The following is a 244-nucleotide window of genomic DNA, read 5'->3' as shown; positions in this document are numbered from 1 at the left end:
GCAAATCGAACAAGACCTAGTTTTGGCAATTTTATTTTGTTTCCTACAACGGCAATGTTTTCATTTGTTTGTCTTGTGGTATAAGATTGTATGTTGTTCTTCTTAGATTTGAAACGCGGGGCATTGTTTTGTTTTTTGAAAAGGCGTGTATACGCATCCGCAAGGTTGCGAACAGACGACTGAATCGCAATACTATCCACTTCTTTTAGCCAAACAAACTCTTTCTTCATGGCAGGAAGTTTGG

The 244-nt window shown here is 38.5% G+C and carries 1 pseudogene; it reads right to left on the bottom strand.

What is annotated here, in order from left to right:
* Positions 1–244 (bottom strand): annotated as a pseudogene (locus MR065_RS27335) (RNA-guided endonuclease TnpB family protein); the annotation flags it as partial.

Origin of the sequence: Bacillus cereus group sp. BfR-BA-01383, from assembly GCF_022663495.1 — a bacterium.
Classification (GTDB): domain Bacteria; phylum Bacillota; class Bacilli; order Bacillales; family Bacillaceae_G; genus Bacillus_A; species Bacillus_A cereus_AU.
This window is presented reverse-complemented; position numbering and strand designations above follow the sequence as displayed.